We start from the raw sequence: 2,451 nt of genomic DNA on the forward strand, positions 1-2,451 counted from the left end.
CCGTGGAAGTCCGCAACCGTCTCGTCCAGGCCTACCAGGACGTGATGAACATGCCGCTGTAAGGATAGAACCGCATGGCCCTGTCGCTCTCCAAGGAATCCCTGAACGCCGAAAAGGCGGGCCAGTGGTTCGATCGGCTGCAAAGCCTGCAGATCACCCGTCGGCTCGGACTGATGGCGATGATCGCCGTGGCCGTCGCGGCCGGGCTGTTCGTGTTCTTCTGGTCGCAGAAGCCGGGCATGGTGCCGCTGTACACCGGCCTGGACCAGAAGGCCACCGCTGAAGCGACCGATCTGCTGCGTGCCGCACAGATTCCGTTCCAGCTGGACCCGGCCACCGGTGGCATCACCGTGCCGGAGAAGAACCTGCATGATGCCCGCCTGAAACTGGCGGGCTCGGGCCTGACCGACAGCGGCAAGCTCGGCTTCGAGCTGATGGAGCGCGACCCCGGTTTTGGTGTCAGCCAGTTCGTGGAAAGTGCGCGCTACCAGCACGCGCTGGAAACCGAGCTGTCGCGCACCATCAACACGCTGCGCCCGGTGCGCGATTCGCGCGTGCACCTGGCCATTCCCAAGCCCAGTGCGTTCACCCGCCAGCGTGATGTGGCCAGTGCCTCGGTTACCCTTGAACTGCGTGGCGGCCAGCAGCTGGAACGCAGCCAGGTTGATGCGATCGTGCACATGGTTGCTGCAGCCATTCCCGATCTGGCGCCGGAACGGGTGACCGTGGTCGACCAGAGCGGTCGCATGCTCAGCGTCAGCGACCCCAACAGCGAAGCGGCCGTCAACGCCGCCCAGTTCGAACAGGTGCGCCGCCAGGAAACCTCGTTCAACCAGCGTATCCGCGAGCTGCTGGAACCGATGACCGGCCCCGGCCGGGTCAACCCCGAAGTCAGTGTCGACATGGACTTCTCGGTGACCGAGGAAGCGCGCGAGCTGTACAACGGCGAGCCGCAGAAGCTGCGCAGCGAGCAGATGAGCGAGAACACCAGCAGCACGCCGGGCCCGCAGGGCGTACCGGGTGCCACCAGCAACAGCCCGCCGGGCCAGGCCGCCGCACCGGCCACCGCGCAGGCACCGACCGAAAGCAGCAAGAACGCGACCCGCAACTACGAGCTGGACCGTACCCTGCAGCACACCCGCCAGCCGGCCGGCCGCATCAAGCGCGTGTCGGTGGCGGTGCTGGTGGACAACGTGCCGCGCGCCGGCGCCAACGGCAAGGTTGCACCGCAGCCGCTGTCGGCGGCCGAACTGACCCGGGTCGAGGCACTGGTCAAGCAGGCCGTCGGTTTCAGTGCCGAGCGTGGCGACACCGTGTCGGTGATGAATGCCCCGTTCGTGCGTGACACCACGCCGGTGGAAGGCCCGGCCTGGTGGGAACTGCCGTGGGTGCACGATGCCGGCCGCATGCTGCTGGGTGCGCTGGTGGTGATGGCGTTGCTGTTCGGCGTGCTGCGCCCGGCACTGCGCGGCATCACCGGGCAGAACCGCAAGAACGAAGAACTGGCGCTGGAACCGCACACCGCGGACGTGCAGCTGGTCGATGACGATGGCACCCCGCTGCCGGCGCTGGGCGCCGACCGGGTCAGCCTGGGCGGGCCGGAAGCGCTGGCCCTGCCGGTGGATTCTTATGAGGAACGATTGCGGATGGCCCGTGAAGCCGTGAAGACCGACTCCAAGCGCGTGGCCCAGGTGGTCAAGGGCTGGGTGGCCAATGACTGAGGTCGCGCCCCTGACCGGCGTGCAGCGCGCCGCCGTCCTGCTGCTGTCGCTGGGTGAACTGGACGCGGCCGAAGTGCTGCGCCACATGGAGCCGAAGGAGGTGCAGAAGATCGGCATCGCCATGGCCACCATGTCCGACATCACCCGCGAACAGGTGGAACGGGTGATGGACCAGTTCAGCCAGGAACTGGGCTCGAAGACATCGCTGGGCGTGGGCTCGGACGACTACATCCGCAACATGCTGGTGCAGGCGCTGGGCAGCGAGAAGGCCGGCAACCTGATCGACCGCATCCTGCTGGGCCGCAACACCACCGGCCTGGACGCACTGAAGTGGATGGACCCTCGTGCGGTGGCCGACCTGGTGCGCAACGAGCATCCGCAGATCATCGCCATCGTGATGGCGCACCTGGAAACCGACCAGGCTGCCGACGCGCTGAAGCTGCTGCCCGAGCGCACCCGCGTGGACGTGCTGCTGCGCATCGCCACCCTCGACGGCATTCCGCCCAATGCGCTGAACGAACTCAACGAGATCATGGAACGCCAGTTCGCCGGCAACCAGAACCTGAAGTCGTCCAACATCGGCGGCGTGCAGTGCGCGGCCAACATCCTCAACTTCATGGACAGCGGCCAGGACCAGGCGATCCTGGGCGAGATCGCGCGCATCGACGCCCCGCTGAGTGGCCGCATCCAGGACCTGATGTTCGTGTTCGACGACCTGGTGGACCTGGAC

General features: G+C 66.9%; 3 protein-coding genes. All 3 read left to right on the forward strand.

What is annotated here, in order from left to right; genetic code table 11:
* Positions 1 to 2: 2 nt before the first annotated feature.
* On the forward strand, positions 3 to 62 hold the full coding sequence (gene fliE, locus AC1VAN_RS18460; protein ID WP_480986405.1) for a flagellar hook-basal body complex protein FliE: 60 nt from the start codon (positions 3 to 5) through the stop codon (positions 60 to 62).
* A 12-nt stretch (positions 63 to 74) separates the two neighbouring features.
* Positions 75 to 1,721, forward strand: a complete 1,647-nt coding sequence (gene fliF, locus AC1VAN_RS18465) for a flagellar basal-body MS-ring/collar protein FliF (protein ID WP_025878996.1) — start codon at positions 75 to 77, stop codon at positions 1,719 to 1,721.
* A 10-nt stretch (positions 1,722 to 1,731) separates the two neighbouring features.
* The coding region (gene fliG, locus AC1VAN_RS18470) for a flagellar motor switch protein FliG (protein ID WP_480986406.1) at positions 1,732 to 2,451 on the forward strand (720 nt) is incomplete at its 3' end.

The organism is Stenotrophomonas sp. 05L44_2, assembly GCF_056665995.1.

Bases quoted from the DNA above. Each gene is read 5' to 3' on its own strand.
- fliF (WP_025878996.1), top strand. From the start codon at position 75: ATGGCCCTGTCGCTCTCCAAGGAATCCCTGAACGCCGAAAAGGCGGGC.